The sequence below is a fragment of the Raineyella sp. genome, assembly GCF_034933565.1.
Lineage (GTDB): Bacteria > Actinomycetota > Actinomycetes > Propionibacteriales > Propionibacteriaceae > Raineyella.
Map to the genome: position 1 here is coordinate 43,737 of NZ_JAYFNG010000036.1, position 22,248 is coordinate 65,984.

20 protein-coding genes and 1 pseudogene are annotated in these 22,248 nt (G+C 70.7%); 9 read left to right on the forward strand and 12 right to left on the reverse strand.

Going from position 1 to position 22,248, the window contains the following annotated elements:
- Together VB059_RS10985 and VB059_RS10990 are read right to left on the reverse strand one after the other, a co-directional pair.
- Positions 1-366, reverse strand: a complete 366-nt coding sequence (locus VB059_RS10985) for a hypothetical protein (protein ID WP_323422069.1) — start codon at positions 364-366, stop codon at positions 1-3.
- Between the two features lie 26 nt (positions 367-392).
- Positions 393-1,550 carry an acyl-CoA dehydrogenase family protein gene (locus VB059_RS10990; protein ID WP_323422070.1) on the reverse strand — a complete coding sequence of 386 codons (1,158 nt, stop codon included), beginning with the start codon at positions 1,548-1,550 and terminating at the stop codon, positions 393-395.
- 185 nt (positions 1,551-1,735) lie between these two features.
- Here VB059_RS10990 and VB059_RS10995 point away from each other — a divergent pair, with 185 nt between their 5' ends.
- Positions 1,736-3,211, forward strand: coding sequence for an ATP-binding protein (locus VB059_RS10995; RefSeq protein ID WP_323422071.1), 1,476 nt, complete (start codon positions 1,736-1,738; stop codon positions 3,209-3,211).
- A 39-nt stretch (positions 3,212-3,250) separates the two neighbouring features.
- Positions 3,251-3,850, forward strand: coding sequence for a TIGR03085 family metal-binding protein (locus tag VB059_RS11000; protein WP_323422072.1), 600 nt, complete (start codon positions 3,251-3,253; stop codon positions 3,848-3,850).
- 48 nt (positions 3,851-3,898) lie between these two features.
- Here the strand turns inward: VB059_RS11000 and VB059_RS11005 are convergent, their stop codons facing one another.
- Genes VB059_RS11005 through galK form a run of 4 tightly spaced genes read right to left on the reverse strand, consistent with a single transcriptional unit; the run spans position 3,899 to position 8,470 of the window.
- Positions 3,899-4,927: a LacI family DNA-binding transcriptional regulator gene (locus VB059_RS11005; RefSeq protein WP_323422073.1), complete on the reverse strand. Its 1,029-nt coding sequence runs from the start codon at positions 4,925-4,927 to the stop codon at positions 3,899-3,901.
- The gene (locus VB059_RS11010) at positions 4,924-5,862 is read right to left on the reverse strand and encodes an aldose 1-epimerase family protein (protein WP_323422074.1); all 939 of its coding nucleotides are present in this window, start codon (positions 5,860-5,862) and stop codon (positions 4,924-4,926) included. The genes VB059_RS11005 and VB059_RS11010 overlap by 4 nt, the downstream gene beginning before the upstream one ends.
- Positions 5,863-5,876: 14 nt before the next feature.
- On the reverse strand, positions 5,877-7,256 hold the full coding sequence (locus tag VB059_RS11015) for a UTP--glucose-1-phosphate uridylyltransferase (RefSeq protein ID WP_323422075.1): 1,380 nt from the start codon (positions 7,254-7,256) through the stop codon (positions 5,877-5,879).
- On the reverse strand, positions 7,253-8,470 hold the full coding sequence (galK, locus tag VB059_RS11020; RefSeq protein WP_323422076.1) for a galactokinase: 1,218 nt from the start codon (positions 8,468-8,470) through the stop codon (positions 7,253-7,255). The genes VB059_RS11015 and galK overlap by 4 nt, the downstream gene beginning before the upstream one ends.
- A gap of 262 nt (positions 8,471-8,732) precedes the next feature.
- Here galK and VB059_RS11025 point away from each other — a divergent pair, with 262 nt between their 5' ends.
- Both VB059_RS11025 and VB059_RS11030 read left to right on the forward strand, forming a co-directional pair.
- A complete protein-coding gene (locus tag VB059_RS11025) occupies positions 8,733-10,442 on the forward strand; it encodes a sodium:solute symporter family protein (RefSeq protein ID WP_323422077.1) in 1,710 nt (569 codons plus the stop codon).
- Between the two features lie 9 nt (positions 10,443-10,451).
- Positions 10,452-10,694, forward strand: a pseudogene (locus tag VB059_RS11030) (hypothetical protein); the annotation flags it as partial.
- A gap of 555 nt (positions 10,695-11,249) precedes the next feature.
- Here VB059_RS11030 and VB059_RS11035 read toward each other — a convergent pair.
- From VB059_RS11035 to VB059_RS11060, 6 genes are all read right to left on the reverse strand, one after another.
- On the reverse strand, positions 11,250-11,606 hold the full coding sequence (locus VB059_RS11035) for a hypothetical protein (protein ID WP_323422078.1): 357 nt from the start codon (positions 11,604-11,606) through the stop codon (positions 11,250-11,252).
- A gap of 89 nt (positions 11,607-11,695) precedes the next feature.
- Positions 11,696-12,538 carry a PRD domain-containing protein gene (locus VB059_RS11040; RefSeq protein ID WP_323422079.1) on the reverse strand — a complete coding sequence of 281 codons (843 nt, stop codon included), beginning with the start codon at positions 12,536-12,538 and terminating at the stop codon, positions 11,696-11,698.
- A gap of 62 nt (positions 12,539-12,600) precedes the next feature.
- On the reverse strand, positions 12,601-14,013 hold the full coding sequence (locus VB059_RS11045) for a glycoside hydrolase family 1 protein (protein WP_323422080.1): 1,413 nt from the start codon (positions 14,011-14,013) through the stop codon (positions 12,601-12,603).
- Between the two features lie 38 nt (positions 14,014-14,051).
- Entirely contained in the window at positions 14,052-15,974 is a 1,923-nt protein-coding gene (locus VB059_RS11050) for a beta-glucoside-specific PTS transporter subunit IIABC (RefSeq protein ID WP_323422081.1), read from the reverse strand.
- Between the two features lie 218 nt (positions 15,975-16,192).
- The gene (locus VB059_RS11055; RefSeq protein WP_323422082.1) at positions 16,193-16,318 is read right to left on the reverse strand and encodes a hypothetical protein; all 126 of its coding nucleotides are present in this window, start codon (positions 16,316-16,318) and stop codon (positions 16,193-16,195) included.
- A 59-nt stretch (positions 16,319-16,377) separates the two neighbouring features.
- Positions 16,378-17,661: a Rieske 2Fe-2S domain-containing protein gene (locus tag VB059_RS11060; RefSeq protein WP_323422083.1), complete on the reverse strand. Its 1,284-nt coding sequence runs from the start codon at positions 17,659-17,661 to the stop codon at positions 16,378-16,380.
- A gap of 216 nt (positions 17,662-17,877) precedes the next feature.
- Here VB059_RS11060 and VB059_RS11065 point away from each other — a divergent pair, with 216 nt between their 5' ends.
- The 5 genes from VB059_RS11065 (at position 17,878) to VB059_RS11085 (ending at position 22,243) form a co-directional block, all read left to right on the forward strand.
- The gene (locus VB059_RS11065; RefSeq protein ID WP_323422084.1) at positions 17,878-18,624 is read left to right on the forward strand and encodes a sulfite exporter TauE/SafE family protein; all 747 of its coding nucleotides are present in this window, start codon (positions 17,878-17,880) and stop codon (positions 18,622-18,624) included.
- Positions 18,625-18,783: 159 nt separating this feature from the next.
- Positions 18,784-19,761 (forward strand): ABC transporter substrate-binding protein, encoded by a 978-nt coding sequence (locus VB059_RS11070; protein WP_323422085.1) that lies wholly within the window; start codon positions 18,784-18,786, stop codon positions 19,759-19,761.
- A gap of 3 nt (positions 19,762-19,764) precedes the next feature.
- On the forward strand, positions 19,765-20,583 hold the full coding sequence (locus VB059_RS11075) for an ABC transporter ATP-binding protein (protein WP_323422086.1): 819 nt from the start codon (positions 19,765-19,767) through the stop codon (positions 20,581-20,583).
- A complete protein-coding gene (locus VB059_RS11080; RefSeq protein ID WP_323422087.1) occupies positions 20,580-21,404 on the forward strand; it encodes an ABC transporter permease in 825 nt (274 codons plus the stop codon). Before VB059_RS11075 ends, VB059_RS11080 begins: the two co-directional genes overlap by 4 nt.
- A complete protein-coding gene (locus tag VB059_RS11085) occupies positions 21,404-22,243 on the forward strand; it encodes a class II aldolase/adducin family protein (protein ID WP_323422088.1) in 840 nt (279 codons plus the stop codon). The genes VB059_RS11080 and VB059_RS11085 overlap by 1 nt, the downstream gene beginning before the upstream one ends.
- Positions 22,244-22,248 lie beyond the last annotated feature (5 nt).

Consider the following 22,248-nt stretch of genomic DNA (forward strand, 5'->3'; position numbering starts at 1 on the left):
TCAGGCGGTGGGGACGTCCGACCGGATGGTCAGCTCCCGGCCGATCCGGGCCTCGATGGTGGCGTAGCGCCACAGCGCGTGCTCGCCGATCATCGTGGTGCGGAAGAGGTTGCAGACGTCGCGGACGGTCGGCTGGTCGACGACGTCGGCGAGGACGTAGCAGGTCCAGGGCCAGCCGGCCGACGGGCCGACCAGGTGGGAGTCGTCGTCCATGGTGCCGAGGACGGTGACGCCCTCAGTGGCCGCCAACTCGGCCAGCATGCCGGCGAAGGCGGTCCACACCATGCCGATCTGGCTCTTGGGAAGGTCGAAGAAGTTCTGGTTGATGCCCATGCAGAAGAGCACGCGCAGTGGTTGGTCGGTCATCGGTCACTCCATCGGGATCGAGTCGGTCACGGGAAACTGGGCACCGCGGGCTGCTCGCCGAGCAGCACCGCGCCGGCGGCCTCGTACGTCGCCGAGGCCAACATCGCGTGCTGCGGCGGCACCAGGCCGTCCTGCAGGTAGCGCTGCAGCGGGTGGGTGGTGTAGATCGCGCCGGTGCCGGCCAGATCGAAGACGGCCAGCACCACGGCGCGCCCGACATGGGCGGCGTTCGTCGCGGCCAGCCGGAGCAGCGCGGTGGTCTCGTCGCTGATCTCGGTCCCGGCCTCGGCGAGGGCGTAGACCTCGCGGCTGGCCTGGTAGAACCAGGCGCGGGCGGAGCGCAGCTGCGCCTCGGCCCGGGCCAGGCCGATCTGGAAGGTGCCCTGGGCGCCGCGCCGGCGCCCGCCGGTGACACTGGTGCTGCGGCCGACGGCGTGGAGATGGTCGAGGGCGCCACGGGCCGCCCCGAGGGCGACCACGGCGAGCACCTGGGCGGCGTACGCCACCACCGGGTAGCGGTTGAGCGGTTCGTCGATGTTCGACGCCGAGCCGCGGATGAAGGTGCGCCCGGCGGGCACGAAGGCATCGGTGAGGTGCAGCTCGTTGGAGCCGGTGGCCCGCATCCCGGAGACGTCCCAGTTCGGGACGATCCGGACGTCCTCCGCGTCGAACACCGCGGTGCGCGGCCGGCCCTGGGCCTCCGGCCCGCCCTTCAGGCCGATGCCGAGCAGATCCGCACCGGCCGAGCCGCTGGCGAACTGCCACACCCCGGTGCACCGATAGCCGCCGTCGACCTCCTCGACCTCCTGCATCGGGAACTGGCCGGCGGAGAAGACGACGTCGGGGCCGTCGGCGTAGATCTCGGCCTGCGACTCCAGCGGCAGTGCGCCGAAGTAGACCAGCGCCGAGCCGAAGCTGGCCACCCAGCCGGTGGCCGGGTCGACGGCCGCGATCTGCTCGATCCGGTCGAGGAACTCCGCCGGCGGCAGCGGCTCCCCGCCGAACATCGTCGGCGTCGAGGCGCGGTAGATGCCGGCCTTCTTCAGCAGGTCGATGTAGTCGCGGGGGACATAGCCCTGCTCGTTGAACTCGTCGCGGCGCTCCCGGAGGACCTCGAGGGCCTCCTGGAAGGCACGTTCGCGAGCCGGTCCCGCCGGTGCGGCCAGGTTCCGGTTGTTGCGCATCCGGGTCTCCGTTTCCGTGTCTGTTTCCGAGGTGCTGCCAACGTACGGAGGACGCCCCGGCAGGCACCATCGGTACTTCCCCGGCGGTCACTGAAGGTATTCCCTATTGCCCGGTGACTTGGGTGATCGGGGACGATGGAGGCTGCGCCGACCGGAGGAGGCCCGGCCGACCGGAGGAGGCCCGGATGTTCCCCAGCTGCGACGACTACGAGCAGATGGCGCTGCACACCAGGACCGGCATCCTGGTCCATGAGGCCGTCTCGAAGAACATCATCTGGGCGAACCCCTCGGCCTGCCGGATGTTCGGCTTCACCCTCGAGGAGCTGCGCCCGCTCAAGGCCCACCACATGAGTGGGCGGGAGAAGGAGTTCCGCCGCGAGATCGGCGTGGCCTGGCTCCAGGAGGCGGTCGACCACGGGAGCAGCCACCGACGCTGGAAGTACCGCAGCAAGGACGGCCGGGACTTCCTCACCGACGCGGTGGCCACCCTGGTCGACTTCCGGGACGGCCCGGCGGTGCTGGTGCAGTTCCGCAGCATCGACGCCGAGGTGGAGGTCGCCTCGGAGCTGGCCCGCACCACCGACTATCTGCAGCGGCTGATGGCGTACGCCTCGGCCGGGATCGTCCTGCTCGACGAGCAGAACCGGATCGTCGACATCTCCGACTTCGCCGCCCGGCTGTTCCACACCCCCGCCGCGGACCTGGTCGGGCGCCGGCTCTCCGAGATCGCCGTGCTCGACCCTCCGCTCGCCGACGCCGCACCGGCTGGCGGCACCGGATCCGGCGGCCCGGTGGAGTTCCGCCTCGAAGTGGCCGGTGCGGAGGGGCCGGTGTGGCTGTCGGGCCAGCTGGAGGACGTCGCCCACGACGGGATCGAGTCCCGCCTGCTGTCCCTGCGCGACATCACCGCCAAGGTCGAGTCGGAGCAGCGACACGCCTACCAGGAGGCCAACCTGCAGTACCTGAGCCGGTACAACGCGATGGGCGACATGGCGATGGTGATCGCCCACGAGCTGGGCCAGCCGCTCGCCGCCGCCGGCAACTTCCTCACCGGGATCAGGTCCCGGCTGACGGCCGACACCCTCGATCGCGACGACGCCCGGTACGCCGTCGAGCGGGCCGAACGCCAGCTCGCCCGGGCGGCCCAGATCGTGGCGAGCGTGAAGCGCTACGTCCAGCGGATCGAGAGCACCGCCGGGCGCCAGGACCTCAACGCGATCATCGCCGAGAGCCTCTACTTCGTCCGGCTGCGCGCCGCCGAACGGGGCGTGACGGTCGAGGAGGAGCTCTGCGGGGAGTCACTGCCGATCAACGGGGAGAGCGTGCTGATCGGCCAGGTGATCCTGAACTTCTGCCTCAACGCGATCGACGAGGTCTCCCGGCCGGAGAACACCGACAAGCGCATCCGGGTGACCAGCCGCCGCGAGCAGGGCCGGGCCTGCTGCGCCGTCACCGACTGGGGCCGCGGGATGGCAGCCGTCACCGGCGACCGGCTGCTCTCCAGCGCGTTCTCCAACAAGGTCGACGGATCGGGGATCGGCCTGGTGCTCTCCGAACGGATCGTCGAGCGCCACGCCGGCACGGTCACCATCGAGCGTCAGCGCCCGTCCGGCACCGTCGTGACGATGCGCCTGCCGCTGGCGGAGGCCGACCGACGATAGCCCTCTACCCTGGAGGCACCACCTCCGGAGAGGACCACCATGGACCCCCAGTCCCTGGCGCAGCGCGAACGCCACGCCCTGTGCGACCAGTTCCTCGAGGTCGATCCGCACCTTCCCACGCTCTGCGAGGGCTGGGTGGCGTACGACCTCGTCGCGCACCTGTGGGTCCGTGACACCGACCCGCTCGCCGGGCTCGGCATCGCCGTGCCCGCGCTCGGGTGGCTGCACGACGCCCGGATCGCCCGGGCCCGGCGTCGCCACACGTACGACGACCTGGTCGCCCGGGTCCGTCAGGGCCCCCCGGCGCTGCTGCGCCCCGCCGACCGGATGATCAACACGCTGGAATACCTGATCCACCACGAGGACCTGCGCCGCGGCGCGACGTACGACGTTCCGGAGCGGGAGCTGACCGCGGCCGACGACGCGGAGATCGTGGCCCGGTTGGTCGGGCCGGCCCGGTTGACCCTGCGGTCGCGGCGGGTCCGTACGGTCCTGGTGGACGAGCGCAGCGGCCGGCAGGTCGTGGTGGGCAGCGGCCCCGGGCTGGTGACGGTCACCGGCCACCCCATCGAACTGGCGCTCTACGTCTTCGGCCGGGCCCGCGCCGCCCACCTCCGCGTCGAGCGGACCACCGGGTGACGGCGGCACCGGTTGGCCCCGGCGAGGGTGGGTCCGGCGGCCCCACCCTCACCGCGCCGGGCCGGTGCTGGCCCGGACGACCAGCCGGGTCGGCACCAGGATGCGCTTGGTGACGCTGGTGTCCGGCTCGTCGAGTTGCTCGATCAGCGCCGAGACCAGTTCCCGACCGATGGTGACGAAGTCCTGGGCCACCGTGGTCAGTGGTGGCCAGAGCCACTCCGCCATCAGGTCGTCGAAGCCGACCACCGACACGTCCTGCGGCACCCGCCGACCCGCCTCGTGGAGGGCGCGCAGCACCCCCTGGGCCATCTCGTCGTTCCCGCAGAAGATCGCCGTCACCGACGGGTCCGCCGCCAGCACCTGCCCGGCGGCGTATCCCGTCCGCGGCGTCCAGTCACCCCGCAGCACCGGCGGGACGGCCCGTCCGGCCGCCCCGAGGGCCGCCACCCACGCCTCCTCACGTGCGGTCGCCTGCACCGAGGTGGTCGGCCCCGCCACGTGGTGGACCGTCCGGTGCCCGAGACCGAGCAGGTGCTCGACGGCCTGGCGGGTCCCGCCCGCCTGGTCGGTGCCGACCGCGGTGTGGCTGTCCGCGTAGCGGAAGTCGCCCACCACGATCGGCATCCGGGGCGGCAGCTCCACCCGGGCCGGTGTCGGCGTCTCCAGCCGCAGCACCACCATGCCGTCGACCGACTGGCCCAGCTTGGTGAACGCCTCGAGCAGGTCCTCGGCGCTGGTCGAGGGGGTGTCGATCAGCATCACCGCGTAGTCCTCGTCGCGCAGCGCCTCGATCACCGCCTCGGTGATGTGCGCCTCACCGGTCCGGGACAACTGGTGACCGACCACGCCGATGGTGCGGAACGAGCCGTACCGCAGCGCCCGGGCGGCCCGGTTCGGCAGGTAGCCGAGCTGGCGCATCGCCGCCCGGACCCGCTCCGCCGTCGCCGGCCGGACCGACTGCTCGCCCCGGGCGACACGGGACACGGTCTGCGACGACACCCCGGCGACCCGGGCGACGTCGGCCATCGACACCGTCCGTCCGGCGTCCACCCGGCGGCGGACGGACGCGCCGCTCATGCCGGCGTCCCTCGGGACCCGCCTTCCAGGCGTAGCCCCCAGAACACGGTGTGCGTCGCACCGGGCTCGATCACCGCCAGGTCCTGGCGGCTGACGAACGCGTTCGCCGGGCAGGACATCGGCTCGGTCGCCACCCCGGTGCGCCGGTAGCGGCCGGCCTCCTTGAAGTCACCGGTGCAGACCTGCCAGTACCCCAGCGGCCGCTCCATCCACGCGGCGGCCGTCGAGCCGTCCGGCGCGGTGAGCCGGGCCCACGACTTCCCGTCGCGGTAGGTGGCCGAGCCGTACCCGTCGTCCAGCCGGATGGCGCCCAGCACCCGCGCGGTGGAGAAGTCCCGGTCCGCCGGCAGGGCCTCGGCCGCCACCGGCAGCAGCCGGTCGTCGGTGCGCAGCCAGCTGGCCGCGTCCACCTGCAGCCGGCACTCGTCGACGCTCGCGGTGCCCGGCGACAGCCACGGATGGAAGCCGACCCCGTACGGCGCCCGGCGCTCCCCGTCGTTGGTGGCCGACAGCCGCACCGTCAGCCCGTCGTCGGTGAGCCGGTAGTGCAGGTGCACGTCGAGGCGGAACGGGTAGCCCGGCACCGGGAGCAGATCCAGGGCGAGCTCGACGTGGCTGTCGGAGTGCCCCACCAGCCGCCAGGCGACACTGTGCACCAGCCCGTGGTTCGCCACGTGGCGGGCCGGTTCGGTGATCGGCAGCTGGTAGGTCCCGCCGTCGAACCGGTAGTGCCCGTCGGCCAGCCGGTTCGGCCACGGCAGCAGGATCGCGCCGTGCATCGAGGGAGGCAGCTCATCGGCACCGAACGGCACCACCACGTCACGGTCACCGACCCGGTAGCACCGCAACGCCGCGCCGCGCTCGGTGATCACCGCCTCCTGGTCGCCGTGGGTGATGGTGAACTGGCGCCCGGTAGGGCTGGGGGAGAGGGTCATCTGGGCCTCCTGTCTCAGGCCAGGACGGTGCCGTCGGGGACGGTCCGTGGCTCGCCGGTGTCGGGGAGACGTACGTCACCGGTGGCGACGACGCCGGCGCCGAAGGTCCAGTCGCCCTCGACGGTGAGTCGGGTGGCCGTCCGCAGCGACGGTGCGCCGGCCGGGAAGTGCGCGTCGAAGTCGGCGATCCGCCGGTAGTGCGCCGGGTCCAGCCGGACCAGGCAGGCCTGCTCCGGCACCAGCCGCAGCCGGTAGTCCGCGCCCAGGTCGTACGCGTCGGAGCGCAGCAGCAACAGGTCGTCGGTCGTCTTGACCGGCAGGAACCGGGCCCGCTCGACCAGCACCGGCGCCGGGTCGTCGAAGAGTTCCACCGCCGCCCCCAGCGCGCACTCGATCTGGTACACCTCCGGCGAGGAGGGGTCGGTCGGGTCGACGTGCTTGCGGTTGCGGATCAGCGGCAGCCCCGGCACACCGCCCCGCGCGGCGAGCGCGTCGCGCAGCGCGACCAGGTCGAACCACAGGTTGTTGGTGTGGAAGTACGGGTGGCGGTGCTCGTCGGTGAACCAGCGCATGTCGTCCTCGGGCGTCTGCGCCGTGTCACGCAGGATCATCCGCCCGTCGGCCTTCCGCCGGCCGAGATGGCCGCCCTTGCGGTCCGCCGGGGTCCGCCGGCACACCTCCGGGGCGTACGGTGCCCCGCTCGCCGCGAACCAGCCGGCGATCCGCCCGTCGGGGGCGGCACCGAGATTGTCCGCGTTGGAGGTGTTGGCGTACCGGTAGCCGCGGGCGATCAGCTCGTCGAGCAGCCCGGTGCTGAGCAGAGCGACGTAGATGTCACCGTGGCCGGGCGGGCACCACTCCAGCGAGGGGTCCGCCGGCCAGTCCGCCGGCTCGAGTGAGTCGACCAGCAGCTTCGGTTCCCGGTGCTGCACGAAGTCCAGCGGCAGCCCCTCGTACGCCAGGTCCGGGTGGGCCGCCAGCGCCGCCAGCGAGTCGTCCCGGGTGCGGAAGCTGTCCATCAGCAGCAGCGGCAGGTCGACTCCGCTGGAGGCCCGGGTGTGGCGGATCTGGCCGGCGATGATGTCGAGGAAGCTCAGGCCGTCGCGCACCGGCAGCAGCGACTTGGCCCGGTCCATCCCCATCGACGTGCCCAGGCCGCCGTTGAGCTTGATCATCACCGTACGGGCCAGCGCCTCGCGCTGCTGCTGGGGGGAGACCTCCACCTCGGCGATGTCGGTGACGTCGAGCACCGGCTCGATCGAGTCCTCCGGGATCAGCCCGGTCCGGCCCTCCTCGAGCTGGGCGTAGTAGTGCGCGAACACCTCGATGGCCAGGTCGGGCATGCCCGCCGCGCGCATCCGGTCGGTGGCGTGCCGGAGCCCGTCGGCGCTCATCGGTCCGCCCGCCCACCGGCCGGGGCGGCCAGGGCCACCAGGAACTGCGGCGGGGTCCAGCCGTGCCCGGCGAACGCCGCGGTCACCGCGGCGGCGATCGCATCCACCCGGTCGGCCGGGGCCAGGGCGATCGCCGAGCCGCCGAAGCCGCCGCCGGTCATCCGGGCGCCCAGCGCCCCGGCGGCGCGGGCGGTCTCCACCGCCACGTCCAGCTCCGCGCAGCTCACCTCGTAGTCGTCGCGCAGCGAGGTGTGGGACGCGTCGAGCACCGGGCCGAGCCCGTCGTACCGACCGGCGCGGAGCAGCTCGACGAACCGGCCGACGCGGTCGATCTCGGTGACCACGTGGCGGACCCGGCGCTGCTCCACCGGGTCGGTCAGCCGCGCCAGCACGGCCTGCGGATCGGGCAGCTCGCGCAGCGTCGGGACCCCCTCGCGGGCGGCGACCGCCTCGCAGGTCGCCCGCCGGGCGCCGTACTGCCCGTCGTTCAGGGCATGCTCGGCGCGGGTGTCGATCACCAGCAGCGCCAGCCCGACCCGGCCCAGGTCGAACGGCACCTGCGTGACCGAGCCGTCCAGGGTGTCGAGCAGCAGGGCGTGGCCCTCCGTGGTGAGCAGGGCCGCGGCCTGGTCCATCCCGCCGGTGGGTGCCCCGACCACCTCGTTCTCGGCCCGTACGCAGGCGGCGCTCAGCCTCGCCCGGCCGGTCGTGTCACCGGCCAGGCCCAGGCCGAAGGTGTCGTCCAGGGCGAGCGCCATCGCGCACTCGATCGCGGCGGAGGAGGACAGTCCGGCCCCCCACGGCACGCAGGACACGATGGCGACGTCGAAGCCACCCAGCTGCTCGCCCTGCTGACCCAGGCTCCAGGCCGGGCCGGCCGCGTAGCCCACCCAGGACGGGATGGCACCGCCGGGCCGGACGTCGTCGAGGGTGCCCTCCCAGCGCGCCGGGTCGGCGTCGGCCGAGACGAGCCGGACCACTCGGTCGTCGCGGCGGCGCAGCGCCACGTACGTGCGGTGCGGCAGCGCGATCGGCAGGCAGGTGCCGCCGTTGTAGTCGACGTGCTCACCGATCAGGTTGACCCGTCCGGGCGCCGCCCAGACCCCGTCGGGTGCGGCGCCGGTGTCGGGCTCCTGACCGTACGCCTCGCGGAAGAGGTCCCGGGCGCGTCGTACGCCCTCCTCGCCGGACCAGCTGGGGATGCCCGTCGTCATCGTCCCTGTCGTCATTGTCGTGTGCCTCCTGGAGCGGGGCGATCCTCGGTGCCCGGGGCGCTCCGAAACGGCGACCTGCGGGCGGCTGTGCCCCGTACTGCCGACAATGGTGACGTAAACATCTGCGCTGCGCAAGTCGGTTGACAGCGCTGTCGAGATTTGTCAACATCGTTCCATTGCGAAAATGTTGACGTGAACATTCGGCGCCGGGGGAGTCTCCCGTCGAGTGTGGCGCCAAGCGTTCGAGAGGACATCAACGAGGATGGCAACACTCATCCAAGCCCACTGGGTGGACTACCTGATCATCGGGGTCTACTTCGTGGCAGTACTCGGCATCGGCCTGATCGCCCGCAGGCAGGCATCGGATGCCATCGGCTTCTTCCTGTCCGGCCGTTCACTCCCCGCGTGGGTGACCGGCCTGGCCTTCATCTCCGCCAACCTGGGGGCGGTGGAGATCATGGGCATGTCGGCCAACGGGGCCCAGATCGGCCTGCCGACCGTCCACTACTTCTGGATCGGCGCCATCCCGGCGATGCTGTTCCTGGGCGTCGTGATGATGCCCTTCTACTACGGCTCGAAGGTGCGGTCGGTCCCCGAGTTCATGCGCAAGCGCTTCGGCACCGGCGCACACCTGGTCAACTCGCTGTCGTTCGCGCTGGCCCAGCTGCTGATCGCCGGCATCAACCTCTACCTGCTGGGCAGCATCGTGCATGCGCTGCTCGGCTGGCCGCTCTGGGTGGCGCTGCTGATCGCCGCCGTCATCGTGCTGGCGTACATCACCTTCGGCGGCCTGAGCGCCGCGATCTACAACGAGGTCCTGCAGTTCTTCGTGATCGTGGCCTCGCTGCTGCCGCTGACCCTGATCGGCCTGCACCGCGTGGGCGGCTGGTCGGGCCTGAAGGAGAAGATCACCGAGGCTGCGGCCGCCGCCCCGGCCAGCGCCCACGTGGCCCCGGCCGTCGAGCAGCTGAACTCCTGGCCCGGCCAGGCGCTGTCCGGTTTCCACTCCCCGGTGCTGTCGGTGATCGGCATCGTCTTCGGTCTCGGTTTCGTGCTGTCCTTCGGCTACTGGACCACCAACTTCGTCGAGGTCCAGCGGGCGATGGCCTCGGAGTCGATGACCGCGGCCCGCAAGACGCCGATCATCGGCGCCTTCCCGAAGATGTTCGTGCCGTTCATCACCATCCTGCCGGGCATGCTGGCCGCCGTGCTGGTGAGCGAGATCGGCCAGGTCAAGAACGGCGCCCACATCGCCGGCGGCGCTTCCGGCCTGGGCGTGCAGTACAACGACTCGCTGCTCTACATGATGCGTGACCTGCTGCCGAACGGCCTGCTCGGTCTGGCCATCACCGGCCTGCTGGCCGCCTTCATGGCCGGTATGGCGGCCAACATCTCGGCCTTCAACACGGTGCTGTCGGTGGACCTGTGGCAGACGTACGTGGCCAAGGACAAGCCGGATCACTACTACGTCACCGTCGGTCGGTACGCCACCCTGGCCGCGACCGTCATCGCGATCTTCACCGCGCTGATCGCCGGCCAGTTCTCGAACATCATGGACTACCTGCAGACCCTCTTCGGGTTCTTCAACGCCCCGCTGTTCGCGACCTTCATCGTCGGCATGTTCTGGAAGCGGATGACTCCCACCGCCGGTTGGGTCGGCCTGATCGTCGGTACGCTGTCCGCGGTCTTCGTCTGGCTGCTCAGCCTCGGCGGGGTGATCCACCTGCCCGGCCAGGGCACCGCGTTCGTGGCGGCCTCGGCGGGCTTCGTGATGGACGTCCTGGTCAGCGTGCTCGTCTCGCTGGTCACGAAGCCGAAGCCGGCCTCGGAGCTGGTGGGCTTCGTCTACTCCGAGACCCCGAAGTCCCACTTCCATGACCCGGCCCTCGCGTCGATGTCCTGGATCAGCCGTCCGGTCCCGCTCGCGGGCATCGCTCTGGTCCTTGTCATCGCACTCAACTTCGCCTTCTGAGGAGCGACCATGGCAACCAATGCACCTGCTGCCAAGCACCAGGCCGGACTGTTCGACATCCGCAACGTGATCGGGCTGCTCCTCGGCCTCTACGGCGTGATCCTGCTGCTGATGGGGCTCTTCGCCGACAAGGCCCTGGACAAGACCGGCGGCATCAACGCCAACCTGTGGGCGGGCATCGTCCTGCTCATCGTCGGGATCATCTTCGCCACCTGGGCCCGGCTCCGTCCGATGCTGGTCCCGGAGGGCGCCCATCTCACGGCTGGCCAGGACGAACGCGGTCGCGACGACGAGGGTGACGCCGGTGACGGTCGCGGCCGCCGTGCCGGAGAGGAGGCCGACGGTGACGAGGACGGCGGACGCGCCGATCAGCAGACCGGCCACCCCGACCCGGCCGACCCGGTGCGGCGAGGACGGCGGACGCTCTGCCGTGGACGCCACGACGAGGGACGTGCCGGTGCGTGGGGTGGTGGTGCGGGACGGAACAAGGGTGCTGGCGGACTGCTGGTCCAGTGTCGTGGTCGACATGCTTCCTGCTTCCTGACCCGAGCAGCGCAGGCTGCTCGTGGGCCGTGGGCTCCGTTACTGCTGGCCGTACGGGATCGTACGGCGGCGCCAGGTCAGGAGCTCGGCGCGGCGCTGCGCCAGAGAGGGACCCTCCCTGGAGCCGTCTCCATCTGACCACACGAGGCGTTTCTGTATCGACCAGGGCCAGGGTCCTCGGGGAGCTTCATGGGGCATTCACAGTGAGGAGCCGGGCGAGGGCGCGACGTGCCGGCGCCCCGGCGACGTGCATTCAGGAGAAGTTCACCGAGTGTTCATCCTGGCCGGGGGTGCATCCTGGCTGTCGGGCACCCGTGCCGAGGTGGCGCCCGGTTCCACCCGCTGCGGCCCGGTGAGCTCCCGGCAGGCCAGCAGGAAGGCGCCGACCACGCCGACCAGGGCCCCGAGCGAGAGCAGTGCGTCATTGGCGCTGAACGCGCCCAGCACGACCCCGAGGGCCGCGACGGTGAGACAGGCGGAGCCGGCCCGGAGCAGGCCGGACTGCCTGCGCGCCCAGCTGTGCTCCGGCAGGCCGAGGTGCTGCCGGCTGTGCTCGTTCGAGCCGTGTTGCTCCGGTGCGCCGAGGCGGCGGTCGATCAGATGGAAGGTCTGCGTGGTCATGAGCTTGCTCTTCCGAAGGGAACGTCGCACCTCCAGCACAACACCTGGGTCGCACCGCCGGCAACGACGTTGCCGGATTGTGACCTGGCTCAGGCCTCCTTCTCACTGGCCAGGCGGGCGACGTGCATCGTCAGGTAGAGCACCTCGTTGTCGGTGATCTCGTCGCCCAGTCGCAGCTCCAGCACAGCGGTGAGCTTGAGCGCGCAGGCGTACGCCTCGGGATAGGCCTGCTGGATCGCCGCGGCGAGGATCTCGTGGCCCTCGGCCAGCTGCTCACCCTTCTTCATCCGGATGAAGAAATAGCGCAGGTGGGTGATGAACCGCGCGGCGCTGACGGTGTCGCGGTCGAACGGCCGGCCGTACGCCTGCTCCAGCACATCGAACAGCTGCCGGAACAGGCCGGTGATCCGGTAGGTCTCCGACAGGTCACCGGTGGCGAACCCGGCGTTGACCAGGTGCAGCGTGACGGCGATCGCCTCGTCGTCGGGGATCGGCTGGTCGAGTCGTGCATTGACGTACGCCACGATGTGGGTGGCGGCGGCGAGCTCCTTGGGGTAGAGGTGGGAGATCTCGGAGCGCAGCGGGTAGTCGAGGACCATCCCGGCGGCCACCCGCTTGATCGCGAAGCTCAGGTGGTCGGCCAGAGCCACCACCACGTGCGTGGGCAGCTCGGTGTCGAGCTCGTGGCGGGCGATCTCCAGCGCCTCGTCGGCCAGGACGATGTGCTCGGGCGGGATGGCGGCGATCTGGGTGCCCAGGTTGTCCGGGTCGCGGCCGTCGTGGGGGACGAAGGTCCGCGCGACGCGGGCCGGGTCCACGCTGTCGCCGGGCCGGGCCCGGAAGCCCAGGCCGCGTCCGGTCAGGATGACCTCCTGGCCGGACGCGTCCCGCGACAGCACGACGTTGTTGTTGAACACGCGGAGGATCTCCACGGTGAGTTTCTCCGTCCTGCTGGTGTCGTTGCCTCTGCGGTGGCCGTGGCGCCGGCGCCCGGTCAGCTCAGCGTCGCGCCGTTGGCGGCGATCAGCTCGCGGTACCAGTCGAACGACTTCTTCCGGTAGCGGGCCAGGGTGCCGCTGCCGTCGTCGTGGCGGTCGACGTAGATGAAACCGTACCGTTTGCTCATCTGGGCGGTGGAGGCGCTGACCAGGTCGATGCACCCCCAGCTGGTGTAGCCGAGCAGCTCGACGCCGTCCTCGATCGCCTCCGCGGCGGCCCGGAGATGGTCGTTGAGGTAGGCGATCCGGTAGTCGTCGACCACCGTCGTCCGTCCGTCGACCTCGACCAGCCGGTCCGTGGCGCCCAGGCCGTTCTCGACGATGAAGAGCGGCTTCTGCCAGCGGTCCCAGTACTGGTTGAGGATGATCCGCAGGCCGGTCGGGTCGATCTGCCAGCCCCACTCGGAGGCGGGCAGGGTCGGGTTGGGCACGCCGCCCATGATGTTGCCCCGGCCGGCGGCCCGCCGGGCCGGATCGGCGGTCTCGCAGACGCTCATGTAGTAGCTGAACGAGACGAAGTCGACGGTGTTGCGCAGCACCTCCCGGTCCGCGTCGGTGATCTCCAGCTCGACCCCCTTCTCCCGGAGCGTACGCAGGAAGTAGCCCGGGTAGGCGCCGCGGCAGTGCACGTCGCCGAAGGCGAGGTTGGCGTGGTCCGCGTCCAGCGCCGCGAGCACGTCGGCCGGGTCGGGGGTGAGCGGGTAGGTCGGGATCGCGATGATCATGCAGCCGACCTTCGCCTGCGGCATGAGTGCGTGCGCCAGCTTCGTCACCGTGGCCGACGCGACCAGCTCGTGGTGGATCGCCTGGTAGAGGTCCTGCTCGGCGAGCTGTTCCGGTGGGGTCCGGATGCCGCCGGAGAGCAGCGGGGCGTGCAGGATCGAGTTGATCTCGTTGAAGGTCAGCCAGTACCTCACCCGCGTCCCGTACCGCTCGAACAGGGTGCGGCAGTAGCGCTCGTAGAAACCGATCAGCTCGCGCGAGCGCCACCCGTCGTACGCCGTGGCCAGGTGCAGCGGGGTCTCGTAGTGGCTGATCGTCACCAGCGGCTCGATGCCGTGCTTCTCCAGCTCGTCGAGCACCCGGTCGTAGAAGGCCAGGCCCTCCTCGTTGGGGGTCTCCTCGTCGCCGTTCGGGAAGATCCGGCTCCAGGCGATGGAGAAGCGGAACACCGTGAACCCCATCTCGGCGAACAGGGCGATGTCCTCGGCGTAGCGATGATAGAAGTCGATCCCCGTCAGTTTCAGGTTGTCCGGGGTGGGCTCCTCGGTCGGGGCGCCGGCGATGCCGTGCGGCATCACGTCCTGGATGGACAGGCCCTTGCCGCCCCGGTCGTACGCCCCCTCCACCTGGTTGGCGGCGGTGGCGCCGCCCCAGAGGAAGCCGTCGGGGAATCGTGCGGTGGTCATCTGCTGGTCTCCTCAGCTCGTACGGATGTGGGTCGGGGTCAGGCGTTGACCGGCTCGGCGGCGCCGGCGGTGATCAGCAGGGCCGGGTCGCCGACGGCGAGGGTGCTACCGGTGACCGCGCGCACCGCGCCGAGGCTGGCGGAGTTGGTCACGATCATCACCACGGTCGGGTCGAAGCCGGCCTGCTCGACGGTGCTGAGGTCGACCAGGGCGAGCAGGTCGCCCTGCGCCACGTGCTGTCCACGGGTCACCCCCGAGGTGAAGCCCTCGCCCTTCATCTGCACGGTGTCGATGCCGATGTGGACCAGGACCTCGATGCCGTCGTCGGACTTGATCCCGAACGCATGGCCGGTCCTCGTGGCGGCGATCACGGTGCCGGCGACCGGTGCGACGATCCGGCCGGTGGCCGGCAGGATGCCCACGCCCTGGCCCATCGCGCCGGAGGCGAAGACCTTGTCCCTGACCTCGGCCAGCGGGACCGGGGTGCCGGCGACCGGGGCGGTGACGACGGCGTCACCGTACCCGGCGGCGCTGTCCGCGGTGGCGGTGGCGGTGGCCGGAGACGTGGCGGTGGTCGCGGCGCCGGTCACCGGGGCCTGGGCAGCGTCCTTCTCCTCGCGGGGGCAGAAGAACAGGGTGAGCAGGAAGGCGATGGCGACCGCGATGCCGGAGCCGATCAGCTGCAGGGTGAAGTTGCCGACGGCCATGTAGGCGGGCAGGCCGATCAGGGACGGGAAGACGAAGGCGTTGTTGGCGCTGCCACCGGCCGCGGCGATCGCCCCGCCGACGGCCCCACCGGCGATGCCGAAGTAGAAGGGGAGCTTGAGCGGGAGGTTCACACCGTAGATCGCCGGCTCGGTGATGCCGGCGAGCATCCCGGACAGGGCGGCGGGGCCGGCGACCTCACGACGCTTGGCGCTGCGGGTGCGGATGAAGACGGCGAGGGTGGCGGCGGCCTGGGCGAGGACGGCGGCGACCAGCGGGCCGCCGAGCAGGGTGTAGCCCTGGGTGGCGAGGTCGTTCATCATCAGCGGGACGAAGCCCCAGTGCAGGCCGAAGAGGACGAACACCTGCCAGAAGCCGCCCATGATGGCGCCGCCCAGCCACGGGGCGAAGTGGAAGATGGCGTTCACGCCGGCGGAGATCCCGTTGGCGGCGTAGGTGGTCAGCGGGCCGACGGTGAGCAGGACGAGCGGGACCATCACCAGCAGGACGATCAGCGGGGTGGTGAAGTTGCGGATCGCGTCCGGCAGCAGCCGGGCGAGGAAGCGCTCGAGGTAGCCCTGCAGCCACACGGCGATGATGATCGGGATGACCGAGCTGGCGTAGCTCGTCATCACCACCGGGATGCCGAAGAAGGTCACCGGGTCGGTCGAGGAGGCCAGCGCGACGATGCCCGGGTAGACCAGCGCGCCGGCGAGCGCCATCGCGGTCACGTGGTTGGCCCGGAACCGCTTCGCAGCGGTGAGGGCCAGGAAGATCGGCAGGAAGTAGAACAGCGCGTCGGCCGAGGCGTTCAGGATGGCGTACGTGGTGGACGTCGCGTCCAGCCAGTGCAGGTTGGTGGCGAGGGCCAGGAAGGCCTTGAACAGGCCGGCACCGGCGAGCGGCCACAGGATCGGCTGGATGATGGCGCTGATCAGCTGGATGAACCGGTTGAGGATGTTGCCCCTGGGCGCGTCGACCGAGGCGGCATCATCACCGCCGATCCGGGTGAAGCGGGTGAGCTCCTCGTAGACCTTCGGCACGTTGTTGCCGATCACGATCTGGTACTGGCCGCCGGCCTGCATCACGGTGATGACGCCGGGGAGCTTCTCGACCGCGCCGGTGTCGGCCTTCGAGGTGTCCTTCAGCGTCAGGCGCAGCCGGGTGGCGCAATGGGTGCCGGTGGCGATGTTCGCTTCGCCGCCCACCTCGTCGACGATCCGGTGGGCCAGATCGGCGTAGTTCACGGTCCCCATCGGGAGTCCTCCTTGACTCTGGGCGGAAAACAAAAAAAGACCTGAAGCGCACTGGTGTGCACTTCAGGTCTTGCCTCCGCGGAGTAACAATCCTGGTGAGCGGGAGACCCGCTCGTGGAACATGACGTTACGCGACGCAGGCGCGGAACGCAACCCTTCGGGGAGGGTCGGCTCCGGTGGTGTTCCGGACGCTCCGGTGGTCCCGGACGTTGAGGGTCTCAGACGTTGATCCGGTGCACCTGGGTGCGGGTGTTGTTGGCGAGGAAGTTGCGGATCGTCGGGTACGTCGCGATCGCGAACGCCACCGTGACGGCGGGGAGGATGAAGGCGCTGATCCTGGTCATGTCGGTCTCCTGGGGTTCCGGGCGGTGGGGGTCTTCAGGCGGTAGGGGCAGGCGTGGTTTCAGGCGGTGGGGTTCAGCCGGGTGGCGCGTTCCTCGGCGGCGTCCTCGCACATCGAGCGCCAGGTGGTGAGGGACACGTCCGGGCGGTAGAGACGCTCCGGCGGGGCGTCGGTCTCGTCGACCATCCAGGCGTCCTGGGCGGCGAACAGGCCGTGGAAGAACCACCGGACGAAGCCGAGGTACTTGGCCTTGAAGAGCAGGCTGCGGATGCCCGAGTCGAAGTTGACCATCAGGCCCACGTAGCGGTGGTGCTCGGCGTCGTACGGCACGTAGAACTCGTAGTGGATGAAGTCGGGGTAGACGACGCGCAGCACACCCGGCAGCGACACCGAGACGAAGCCGGGGAAGTCCTGGGCGGCGATCTGCGGGTGCGGGGCCCTGGGGTTGCCGGTGTTGCTGATCGACTGCGTACCGTCGGTCGACGGCTTGATCCGGAACCGGCTCTCCCGCTGCGGGGGCCAGGTGCCGTAGCCGGGGAACTCGGCGGTCCAGTGCTGCTCGGTCTGCACCCGGAACAACCACCGGCCGCGCTTCTCCAGCGTGGTGAGGTTCCACACCGGCATCGACTTGAACCGGCGCCACATCGCGTTGCGGTGCAGGAACTTGGCGTGGCCCTCGTCGAAGCCGTTCTCGCAGGTCAGTCGCCAGTCGCCCTTGCGCACCTTGATCCGGCCGCCGAGGTTGAACGCGGCGCCCCGCAGTTCCTCGGGGATCTGGTCGAGCAGCGGGGTGGGCTCCTCGCCGTCCGCGCCCATGTAGACCCAGATCAGATTGAGGTGCTCCTCGACGGGGTAGGTCGCCACCGACACCTTGCCGCAGATCGGCGAGTCGGGGCCGTCGGTGATCACCGCGCCGAGCCGGCCGGTGGTCGTGTCGAAGGTCCAGCCGTGGTAGGCGCAGCTGATGGTGCCGTCGAACTCCTGGCTGCCGCACGACAGCGGCACCCCGCGGTGCGGGCAGCGGTCGTACAGAGCGTGCAGGCCGTTCGAGTCGCGGACCAGGACGATGTTCTCCCCGCACAGGGTGATCCGGACCGGGCGGCCCTCGGCGACGTTGCTGGACCAGGCCACCGGGTACCAGTAGCCGCGGAAGCCGAGCTCCGCCGCGTCGTACGCGGGCCAGGCTGCCCAGGTCTGACGACCGGGATAGCGGGCCTGGCGGCGCTTCTCCTCCTCGCCGGCGTGGCTCACCCGCTCCGCGGGAGCGTCCGTCTGCCCCCGCTCCCGTGCGGGAGTGTCCGTCTGCCCCCGCTCCCGTGCGGGAGCGTCCGTCTGCACTGTCATGTCTGGTCTCCTCGTGGTCGTACTCCGACGTGGTCTGTTCTCCGACGACTCCCGAATGGTGGGGGTGCGGCGAGTATTGCCCGGGCCGGCGGGAATTGGCCCGTGGCCGGGTCCGATGAGTGAACCCGAAGTGACGATGCCCCGGAATTCCTTGCCGACCATGGGTATTCGCACCGGGAATTCCCGGTCCACCGCTCCCGCCACCGGAGGAATCACATGGATGTCACCGCACAATTCGTCGGCGGGGTCGCCGGGCTCGCCGCCGCCCTGGTCAACACCGCGGTGGGGTCGGGGGCACTGGTCGCCCTGCCGCTGCTGGTGGTCCGCGACATCGACCCGCGGGCCGCGGTGATCGCGCTGTCGGTCGGGCTGTTGCCCGGCACCGTCTCGGGCACCTGGGCGTACCGCCGCGAACTGGTCACCGCCGGCCGGGGCGCCTGGCTGCTGGCGCCCGCGGCCGCCCTCGGTGGAGCGCTGGGGGCCGGCCTGCTGGTGTGGATGCCGTCGGCGGTGTTCGCCGGAGTGGTGCCGTGGTTCATCCTCGCCGGTGCCCTGCTGATGGCCCTGCAGCCCCGGATCTCCGCGTCGTTCGGTCGATCGGCGTACGCCCTGCCCGGCTGGCTGACCCCGTTGCTCTTCGTCCTGCTGGGCGTGTACGGCGCTCTGCTCGGGGCCGGTCAGGGCCTGCTCACCCTCGCCCTGCTCGCGGTGCTGGGCAGTGGTCTGCAGGCCGCCAACGCGGTCAAGAACCTCACCAACGCCGCGACCAACCTGGTCGCTGCGATCCTGCTGATGGTGCGCGCCGACATCCCCTGGGCGCTCTGCGCCGGGATCGCTGTGGGGGGTGTCGCGGGCGGTCTGCTGGGGGCCCGGGTGGCCCGCCGGCTGCCCGACCGGGTGCTGCGCGGGGCCGTGGTGGGCATCGGTCTGGGCACCGCGGTCTGGGCCTTCGTCGCCTGGTGATCCGTATCACACTCGGTGTGTGACGAAAATGGAAACGATCGATGTCAAATGCGGTTCGGTGACCGGACCGGGGGGCGCGGCCGATCCGGGAGGACCCGGCTAGCTTTCTCGGCAATCCCGTCGAAGGGCGGGCCCCCCAGCGATTCGGAGTCGACCGCAATGAAGTCCTTCCGTCCATTCAAGACCGCTGCCGTCACTGCCTCGGGCCTGGTGCTCGTGGTCTCCATGGCCGCCTGCTCCCGTCCCGCCGACCACCAGGCCCAGGCAGCCGCCGACCAGACGACCCTGCGCGTCGGGGTGGGCATCGACGCGGCGTACGCCCCCTTCTTCGTGGCCGACGCCGAGGGGATGTTCTCCAAGGCCGGCCTGAAGGTCGAGCTGGTCCAGTTCGGCCGCGGCGGCGAGGCCGTCGACGCCGTGAACGCCGGCGAGATCAACATCGCCGGCAACTCCGACACCACCACCAGCGCCCAGATGGCCTCCAGCGACAAGCTGCGGGCCATCGCCAGCTACGAGTCCTCCGGCCAGTACGTCAAGGCCGTCCTGCGTGACGGGGTGGCGGGGCCCAAGAACGTGAAGAAGCTCGGCTACGTCCAGGGCCTCAGCCAGATCGCCACCAACAAGTACCTCGAGGCCAACGGCATCGACCCGAAGAGTGTCGAACTGGTCGCCGCCGCCCCGGCCGACATGCCGGCGCTGCTGCGCCGCGGTGACATCGACGGCTACGTGATGTGGGAGCCGTGGCCGCAGACCGCGCTCGACCAGAAGATCGGTCACGTGGACGCCGCCTCGGCGGCGTTCGGCTTCTCCTACCACCACTGGCTGGTCACCAACGAGGCCTGGCTCTCCGGTCACGGGGATGCCGCCCAGAAGTTCACCAAGGTCCTCGACGAGGCCGCGAAGAAGACCGAGGCCGATCCCGCGCTGGCCGCCACGGTGACGGAGAAGGCGGTGAAGATCAAGCCGGCCGACACCAAGGTCGCGATCGACCAGATCGACTTCGCGGTCCGGAGCCTCGACGCCGAGTCGGTGAAGAGCACCACCGAGATCGTCGACTTCTACCAGAGCGTCGGCGCGATCAAGTCCCGGCCGGACCTGAACAAGGCGCTGGTCCTCGGCTGGTACAAGGGGGCCTGACCGATGAGCACCGTCGTCGATCCGCCGGTGCGGGCCCAGGGCGTCTCGCTGCGGGTCCGTGACGCGGCGATCCGGTTCGGGGACTTCACCGCTGTCAGCGGCGTCGACCTGCAGGTCGAGCCGGGGGAGTTCGTCTGCCTGCTCGGCCCCAGCGGCTGCGGCAAGTCGACCCTGCTGTCCGCCCTGGCCGGCTTCGTCCCCCTCGCCGAGGGCTCGATCCACTGCGCCGACGAGCACGTCACCGGCAACAACAGCCACGCCGGGATGGTCTTCCAGAGCACCGAGGTGCTGTTCGACTGGATGACCGCCGCCGAGAACGTGGGCTACGGCCCGCGGATGCACGGCGCGAGCGCCGATGCCCGGGCCCGGATCGCCGACCACTACCTGACGATGGTCGGCCTGGGGCACGCCCAGCACAAGTACCCGGGCGAGTTGTCCGGCGGGATGCGCCAGCGGGTCCAGATCGCCCGGGTGCTCGCCAACGAACCGCGGCTGATCCTGATGGACGAGCCGTTCGGGGCCCTGGACGCCCAGACCCGGCTGGTCATGCAGGAGGAGCTCAGCGGGATCTGCGGGCGGACGAACAGCACGGTCGTCTTCGTCACCCATGACATCGACGAGGCGATCGTGCTGGCCGACCGGATCGTGGTGATGACGGCAGGCCCGGCCGCCGGCATCAAGAGCGTCTACCGGGTCGACATCGACCGACCGCGCGAGCGGCACACCCCGGGCGTCACCGAACTGTTCGATCAGCTCCACGCCGACATCAGCGTCGAGGTGGAGCGCAGCCTGGCCGGCCAGGGCCTGGAGGAGAGGTCATGAGCACCACCACCGACACCGCGGTCCGCCCGACCGCGCCCGCGACCCGTACGGCCGGCCGGCGGGCCCTGCCGGCCTGGGCCCGGGTCCCGGCGATCTGGACCGTCTCGCTGATCGGCGGGCTGCTGTTCTGGACCTACCTGTCCTGGTGGTTCGGGCCGAGCATCATCGCCTCCCCGGTCCAGACCGTCGGGGCACTGGTCGAGCTCGGGGCGAACGGCACCCTGGCCGCCTCGATCGGGGCCTCCTGCGCCCGGATCCTGGTCGGCTGGCTGGCCGGCGTGGTCCTCGGCGCCCCGATCGGCATCCTGATGGGCCGGTTGACGTTCGTCCGCGACCTGCTCGACCCGTACGTGGAGTTCTTCCGGTTCGTCCCGCCGATCGCCTTCGTCACCCTGACCATCGTCTGGTTCGGCATCGGCGAGCTGAGCAAGGTCGCGCTGATCTTCTACACCTCCGTGTTCATGGTGGTGGTCAGCACGATCCAGGCGACGGTGACCATCAGCCCGCTGCGGATCCAGGCCGCCCAGAACCTGGGTGCCGGGCGCTGGCAGCTGCTGCGGACCATCATCCTGCCCTCCACCATCCCCGGCATCGTCACCGGCGCCCGGCTGGCGATGGGCAACAGCTTCCTGACCATCGTCTCGGCCGAGATCGTCGCCGCGAACGTCGGCCTCGGCTCGCTGATCTGGTCGGCGCGCAACTACGGCCGGATCGACTGGATCTTCGCCGGCATCCTGGTGCTCGGCACGCTCGGCTTCATCTTCGACCGGGTGCTGCGGATCGTCACCCACCGGCTGTTCCACCGCTACGGGGTGAAGTGATGATCGAGACCACCCGTACCGATGACACCACCGGGGCCGACGTGATCACCCTCGCGGGGATCCCCGCCCCGCCCACCGGGCTGTCCCTCGCCGACGAGCTCGCCCGCCGGAAGAACGCCGTCATCGGCGGCTACCGGATCCTGTCCGCCTTCGGCCTGGACGAGGGCATCTCCGGACACATCACCTGCCGCGACCCGGACGATCCGGACACCTTCTGGACCGCGCCGTGGGGCCGGCACTTCAGCCTGGTCCGCCCCGAGGAACTGCTCCACGTGGACGCCACCGGGCAGATCCTGCCCGACGGGGGCCGGGGCCGGCTCAACCGGGCCGCGTTCATCATCCACTCCCGGGTGCACGCCGCCCGCCCCGAGGTGATCGGGGCGGTGCACGCCCACGGCCTGCACGGCAGGACCTTCTCCGCGCTGCACCGGCCGGTCTCACCACTCACCCAGGACGCCTGTGCCTTCCACGGCGACCAGGGCCGGTACGACGAGTACCACGGCGTCGCCCTGCTCGAGGAGGAGGGTGAGCGGATCGCCGCGGCGCTCGGCCCGCACAAGGCGGTGATCCTCACCAACCACGGCCACCTCACCGTCGGCACCACCGTCGAGAGCGCCGTGTGGTGGTTCGTCTCGATGGAGCGCTCGATGCAGTCGGAGCTGCTCGCCCTCGCCGCCGGTGATCCGGTCCCGCTGGGCGCGCGGACCGCCGCGGAGACGTACGCCGCCGTCGGTGGCGAGGACGTCGGGTGGTTCGCGTACGCCACGATCATCCAGAAGATCGCCCGTCACGAGCCCGATCTCTTCGGGCACTGGCTCCGGACCCCGGCAGGAGAGTGAGCGGA